Origin of the sequence: Micromonospora foliorum, from assembly GCF_022229015.1 — a bacterium.
GTDB lineage: Bacteria > Actinomycetota > Actinomycetes > Mycobacteriales > Micromonosporaceae > Micromonospora > Micromonospora foliorum.
Genome location: NZ_JAKKFF010000456.1, coordinates 21,921 through 28,725, shown reverse-complemented (window position 1 = coordinate 28,725; position 6,805 = coordinate 21,921). Strand labels below are relative to the sequence as shown.

The window sequence follows — 6,805 nt, the reverse complement described above, 5'->3', positions numbered from 1 at the left end:
GCGGCGGCGTGCGCGGCGGCGGTGAGGCGGGCCAGGTCGAGCACCAGCGGCGCGGCCAGCGCGGAGTCGCAGCCGTGCCAGGTGAACTCCATCCGCATGCCGGTGCCGAGGAAACCGCTGAAGGTGATCAGATCCCAGGCGGTCTTGAAGTCGCCCAGGTCCTCGACGTACTCGATGCGGGTGCCGCCCTGCGGGACGTAGCCCAGCGTCTCGCCGAGCACCCGCTGCTTGCTCTGCACCTTCGCCGCGTTCGCGGCCGGGTCGGCGAGGGTGGCGCCGTCGCCACCGCCGAGCAGGTTGGTTCCGGACCAGGAGCGCACGTCCAGGTTGCGCATCGCGAACATCGGCGCGAGCACCGACTTGACCAGGGTCTCCCCGGTCTTGCCGTCGTGCCCGGCGTACGGCAGTCGGGCCTCCTCGGCCAGGGCGGCCAGCGCCGGCAGCCGCAGCCCGGTGGACGGGGTGAAGTCGACGTACGGGCAGCCGGCGAGCACTGCCGCGTACGCGTAGAGGGAGCTGACCGGCAGCACCTCGTCCGGCCCGTCGAGGGCGGCGCGCAGCGCGGCCGGGTCGGCGTGCCCGGGGTGCGGTGCGGGGGCCGGCTCGGTGGCGGAGACGTTGACCACCACCACCCGGTCCAGTTCGTGTCGCTCGCGGAAGCTGGTGAGGTCGCGGACCACGGCGGCGGCTCGATCGGCCTGGGTGACGCCGGCCGGTGCGGGGCGCAGCTCCTGCTCGACCACGCCCAGCTCGTCGCGGAGCGCGGCGACCAGCCGCCAGGGGATGACGCCGGCGTCGGCCAGCGCCTCGGCGCGCTTGCACAGCGGGGTGGTGGCCAGGTCGTGACCGCCGAAGACCAGATCGGCGAAGGCAGGCAGGGCCGGGCCACGCAGCTCGGGAAGCTCGGTGACGCAGCCGGTGGGCCCGGCCAGGCCGGCCCGCAGCGCGAGCCCCCCGACGATGCTGGTGGTCGCGACGGATCCGCGCGCTCCTACCAGCCAGACACCTGTTCGCATGGTGCTCCTTCCCCGTCCACGAGGAACCGTCGGTACCGCTAAATATAGGAATATCAGAATATGTTTCGGAAAGATACGGCCCGGTTTCGGAAAGTTTCGGGCCGGGTGGATGGGCCCCGTCCGCCCGCCCCGCACCGGAACAGCACCGGCTTCCGACGTCGGCGTCGGCGGCGACGACGCCGGACCGGATCCCGGCAGGTGCGAGCAGACGGGGCTGGTAGGCAGGGTCGGGTCGGCGTCTCGACCCTGCCTCCCCCGCATCCGGCCGGTCGGGGCGTCTGGCATGCCCCGGCCGGGCGTCTCAGGCCGCCGTACCCACCGGAACAGCGACCGAACCACGACCCGCCGGGAACCGGCGAGCGGGTGCGGTACGGGTGGGGGCAGCGGCGGGCGGTGTCATCAGGTCCTCCGGAACGTTCACCGGTGGGTGGCGGTCCTCCGGTGCGGCCGGGGAATCCCGGTCCGGTCGCACCGGACGACCGTCCTGCTCGTGCGCCACCGGGCCGTACGGCCCGGCTGCACGCTCTCCGAAACCGACCTCTGGCCCGGCCACGGGGCGCAATCCGTGGCTGGTCCCTCGCCGGTCGGCGTCGGAAAGCCGGTCGGGCGACGGCGGTGCGAACACCGCCGTCGCGGATGGTCAATGGTCAGACAGCCGCCGCGGTCAGCGTCGGTTCCACCTCGGCCCAGGAGGAGCCGAGCTCCGCCGAACGGGCCACCGCGTCCAGCACCAGCTGGACCTGCAACGCGTCGGCGAAGGAGGGAGTCGGGTCGACACCGGTGGCGACCGCCTCGATGAAGTCGCGCATCTCGTGCGTGAACGAGTGCTCGTAGCCGATGATGTGGCCCGGGGGCCACCACGCCGACATGTACGGGTGCTCGCCCTCGGTCACCAGGATGCGGCTGAAGCCCTGCTCCACGGCCGGGCGGGTCGCGTCGTAGAACTCCAGCTCGTTGAGGCGCTCCAGGTCGAAGACCACACTGCCCAGCGAGCCGTTGATCTCGACACGCAGCGCGTTCTTACGGCCGGTCGCGAACCGGCTCGCCTCGTACGTGGCCAGGGCGCCACCGTCGAGCCGGGCCACGAAGACCGCGGCGTCGTCAACGGTGACCGTCCCGGTGGGCGCCGAGTGGCCGTCCACCGAGGCCGCCAGACCGCTCGACTCGGCCGGCAACGGCCGCTCCTTGACGAAGGTCTCGGTGACCGCGCTGACGCCGCTGATCCGCTGACCCGTGACGAACTGGGTCAGGTCGATGATGTGCGCACCGATGTCACCGAGCGCGCCGGAGCCCGCCCTGTCCTTCTGCAACCGCCAGACCAGCGGGAACTGCGGGTCCACGATCCAGTCCTGCAGGTACGTCGCACGGACGTGTCGAATCACCCCGAGCCGTCCGTCGGCGACCAACTGGCGCATCATCGTGACCGCGGGGACCCGGCGGTAGTTGAACCCGCACATCGACCGCACTCCGGCGGCCCGGGCGACATCCGCCGCGGCGGTCATCGCCCGTGCCTCCTCCACCGAGTTGGCCAACGGCTTCTCGCACAGAACGTGCTTGCCCGCGGCCAACGCGGCGAGAGCGATCTCGGCGTGGCTGTCGCCCGGGGTGCAGATGTCGACCACGTCGATGTCGTCCCGGTTGATCAGGTCACGCCAGTCGGTGGTGTACGCGTCCCAGCCGAGTGTGTCGGCGGCGTCCGCCACCTTCGCTGTGTCTCGGCCGCAGATCAACGCCATCCGGGCCCGCGCCGGCAGGTTGAAGACGCGGTTCACGGTGCGCCACGCCTGTGAGTGCGCGGCGCCCATGAACGCGTAGCCGACCATGCCGACCCGCAGTTCTTTGTCTGTCGTGGACAAGGTGGGTCTCCCCCCGGTATGTCAGAACCCGAGCTTGTCGTAGCTGCTCGCGTTCTCCTTGGTGATCGTCTCCGAGGCCAGGGTCACTTCCTTGGGCACCTGCAGCTCCGTCAGGTCGCCCAGGCCCCGGCCCTGCGCGATGAGCCGCGCGAGCGAGACCGCCGAGGAGGCCATCGACGGGTTGTAGGTGACCGTGGCCTTCAGCACGGTGTTGTCGGCCTTGATCGCGTCGATCGCGAGCTTGGAGCCCGCGCCGCCGACCATGAAGAACTCCGACCGGTTGGCCTGCTTGATGGCCGCGAGCACACCGATGCCCTGGTCGTCGTCGTGGTTCCAGATGGCGTCGATCTTCGGCAGCGCCTGGAGCAGCTGGGACGCCTCGCGCTGACCGCTGTCCGAGGTGAACTCGGCCGAACGACGGTTCCGCACCGTGAACCCGTAGGTCGCCAGGGCGGCCTTGAAGCCGGCGCTGCGCTCGACGGTCAGCGGGATCTCCAGCCCGGCGATCTCACCGATGACCGGGTTGGCGATGCCCTTGTCCTTGAGCTGCTTGCCGATGAAGTGCCCGGCCGAGACGCCCATGCCGTAGTTGTCGCCCTTGATGACCAGCCGCGAGGCCAGCGCGTCGGGGAACGCCCGGTCGAGGTTCACGATCGGGATACCCGCCTGCATCGCCTGGAGGGCAACGGCGTTGACCTCCTTGCCGTCGTGCGGCAGCACGACGATGATGTCCGGCTTCTGGGCGATCAGCGTGCCGAGCGTGGAGCGCTGGGCCTCGGAGTTCGACCCACCGTCGACCTCCTTGAACTCCACGTCCGAGTAGGCCGCGGCCTGCGCCTTGGCGTTGGCGTGGATCGCGCCCATCCAACCGTGGTCGGCGGCCGGCGCGGAGAAGCCGATGACGACCTTCTTGCCCGGGGCGTTGTTGCCTTCACTGTTTCCGGCGGCCTTGGTCTGGGTGCTGGCAGCCGGGGTCTCGTTGCTGGTGCAGGCGGTGAGAAGGGTGGCAGCGCCCACTGCGGCTCCACCGAAGAGCAACCGGCGGCGCGACAGGTCGCGACTGTGCTGGGTCATGAATGACCTCCTGGGAGCGGGATTTGACTTATCGAGGGTGTGCGAGGCCCGGCCAGCGTCGAATTTCTCGACGTCGCCAGGACAACGGTGCGGTGCGTCAGGTTGCGGTGGTGACCCTGTTCCGCGCGAGGAGCCGAGTGACGGACTTGAACTGGAACTGCTGGACCAGGACGGCGGCGACGATGATGCCGCCCTTGACCATGTTCTGCGCCTCGATGGAGAGGCCGTTGATGGCGAAGAGGTTCGTGATGGTGGCGAAGATGATGACGCCGAGCAGCGAGCCGACGATCGTGCCCCGACCGCCGCTGAGCAACGTCCCACCGATGATCGCCGCGGCGATCGCGTCCAACTCGTACAGGTTGGCCATCGCTGCCTGCGCCGAGGTCGCCTGCGAGGTGAGCATGATGGCGGCGATACCGCAGCACAGACCGGAGAGCGCGTAGAGCAGCATGGTGTGCCGCCGGACGTTGATACCGGCCAGCCGGGCCGCCTCCGGGTTACCGCCGACGGCGATGGTCCGCCGGCCGAAGGTCGTGCGGTTGAGCACGACCCAACCGGCCAGCACGACCGCGCCGAGGATGTAGACCAGGATCGGGATCCCGATCACCTTGCGCGCCGCGATGTCGTTGATGAACGTGCTGCTCGACACCTGGGTCTGCTTGTTGGAGATCGATGCCGCGAGCCCGCGCGCGGCCACCAGCATCGCGAGCGTCGCGATGAAGGGGACCAGCCGCCCGTACGAGATGAGCACACCGTTGACCAGGCCGACGCAGATGCCGACCGCGAGGGCGGTGAAGATCATGCCGCCGGCGCCGTAGCTCTGGGTGGCCACCGTGGTGCACCAGACCCCGGCCAGCGCGACGATCGCGCCGACCGACAGGTCGATGCCGCCACCGATGATCACGAAGGTCATCCCGACCGTGACCACGCCGACGACCGAGGCCAACTGGAGGATGGCCAGGACGTTGTTCCAGACCCAGTTCGGGTCGCCGTACAGGTCGGGCTTGGTGACCGCCCCGACCACGATGAGCGCGGCCAGCACCCCGATCAGACCGAGGTTGCGCTTGGCGCCGTCGCCACCGTCACCCCGCCACCAGGAGAGCTTCCCCCCGGATCCTGCCTTGTTACTGGCCACCGCCGTCTCCGCCGGATCCACCGGCGGCGACTGCGCCGGAAGCTGCGGGCGCTCCGGTGTCGCGGTGGGAGTGGGAGTCGCGTCGCTCATGCCGGTGCGCCTTCCATCAAGGACCCCGCCATCACGAGGTCAAGCACAGTGTTCTCGTCGAGTTCGCCGGCCGCGGCTTCGCGGACGACCCGCCCTTCCCGCATCACCAGCACCCGGTCGGCCAGACCCAGCACCTCGGGCACCTCGCTGGAGACCAGCAGCACCCCCACGCCCTGAGCGGCCAATGCCCGGATGACCTGGTAGAGCTCGGCCCGGGCGCCCACGTCCACGCCCCGGGTCGGCTCGTCGAGAAGCAGCAACTTGGTGCCGCCGAGCAGCCAGCGCCCGACCACCACCTTCTGCTGGTTGCCGCCGGACAGCGTGCGTACCGGCCGGTCGACGTCCCGGGGCCGCAGCTCCAGGGTCTCCGCGATCCGGTCCGCCTCGGCGCGTTCCTTGGCGGCGTTGGTGAAGCCGAGCCGCGCGTACCGGCCGAAGGTGGCCAGCGTGACGTTGCGGTAGATCGGCTCGCCGAGCAGCAGCGCCTGGCTCTTGCGTTCCTCCGGGGCCATGCCCATGCCGGCGCGAACCGCCGCGCCGACGCCCGGCCGCAGGGCCTTTCCGTCCATCCGCACCGTGCCGGCCTCCGGGAGGCGGGCACCGTAGATCGTCTCCAGCAGTTCGGAACGACCGGAGCCGACCAGCCCGGCGATGCCCACGATCTCTCCGGCACGCACGCTCAGCGAGACGTCGGCGAACTCGCCCGTGCGGGTCAACCCCTCCACCTGGAGCAGGTCGGCGCCCGCGGAGTCGTCGGCCGGCCGGTCCGGGAAGACGTACTCGATGGTGCGGCCGGTCATCCGGCTCACCAGGTCGCGGGTCGGGGTGTCGCGCGCCGGCAGGTTCGCCGCCGTGGTCCGGCCGTCCTTGAGTACGGTGACCCGGTCGCCGATCTCGCGGATCTCCTCCAACCGGTGGGAGATGTAGATGACGGCGATGCCCTGCGCGGTCAGCTCACGGATGATCCGGAACAGGTTGCCGACCTCGTCGTGGGCCAGCACCGCGCTCGGCTCGTCCATGATGATCAGTCGGGCCTCGTGCGACAGCGCCCGCGCCATGCTGACGATCTGCTTGCCCGCCGCCGGCAGTGACCGGACCATCCGCCCCGGCGGAATCTCACCGTGGCCGAGCCGACTGAGGATCTGCCGGGTGTGCCGGGCCATCCGACCGCGCCGGACGAACCCGAAGCTGCGGTACTCGTGCCCGAGGAAGGCGTTCTCCGCGACCGACAGATCCTCGACGAGGTCGAGCTCCTGGTAGATCGTGGCGATGCCAGCCTTCATGGCGGCCTGCGGGTTGGTGAACGTGGCCGGCTCACCGCGCCACTCCACCTGCCCGGAATCCGGTTGGTGCACCCCGGCGAGCACCTTGATCAGGGTGGACTTACCGGCGCCGTTCTGCCCGAGCAGGCAGTGCACCTCGCCGGCACGCACCTCCAGCTGCACGCCGTCGAGCGCGCGTACGCCGGGGAAGGTCTTCACCACATCGGTGAGGCGCAGGACCACCTCGCCCGCGACGGTGTCGGCGGGAGCCTCGACCAGCGGCGCCTCGGCGACGGCCTCGGCCGACGCGGTGGCGGGGTCATCCTCGGGCAGAGCCACAGTCTCCTCCTCGCTCACGACGGAATCTCGAAC

Annotated in this window: 5 protein-coding genes; all 5 read right to left on the bottom strand. The window is 70.4% G+C overall.

All coding sequences use genetic code 11. From position 1 onward, the window contains the following. Window positions 1–1,016: inositol-3-phosphate synthase (locus tag PSH25_RS27755; protein WP_238661843.1), on the bottom strand; the 1,016-nt coding region annotated here is incomplete at its 3' end. Between the two features lie 647 nt (window positions 1,017–1,663). After that, window positions 1,664–2,839, bottom strand: coding sequence for a Gfo/Idh/MocA family protein (locus PSH25_RS27750; RefSeq protein ID WP_372492861.1), 1,176 nt, complete (start codon window positions 2,837–2,839; stop codon window positions 1,664–1,666). Window positions 2,840–2,893: 54 nt separating this feature from the next. Further along, window positions 2,894–3,946: a substrate-binding domain-containing protein gene (locus PSH25_RS27745; RefSeq protein WP_238661841.1), complete on the bottom strand. Its 1,053-nt coding sequence runs from the start codon at window positions 3,944–3,946 to the stop codon at window positions 2,894–2,896. Window positions 3,947–4,043: 97 nt separating this feature from the next. Further along, window positions 4,044–5,171: an ABC transporter permease gene (locus PSH25_RS27740; RefSeq protein ID WP_238661840.1), complete on the bottom strand. Its 1,128-nt coding sequence runs from the start codon at window positions 5,169–5,171 to the stop codon at window positions 4,044–4,046. Continuing rightward, a complete protein-coding gene (locus PSH25_RS27735; protein ID WP_238661845.1) occupies window positions 5,168–6,676 on the bottom strand; it encodes a sugar ABC transporter ATP-binding protein in 1,509 nt (502 codons plus the stop codon). The genes PSH25_RS27740 and PSH25_RS27735 overlap by 4 nt, the downstream gene beginning before the upstream one ends. Window positions 6,677–6,805 lie beyond the last annotated feature (129 nt).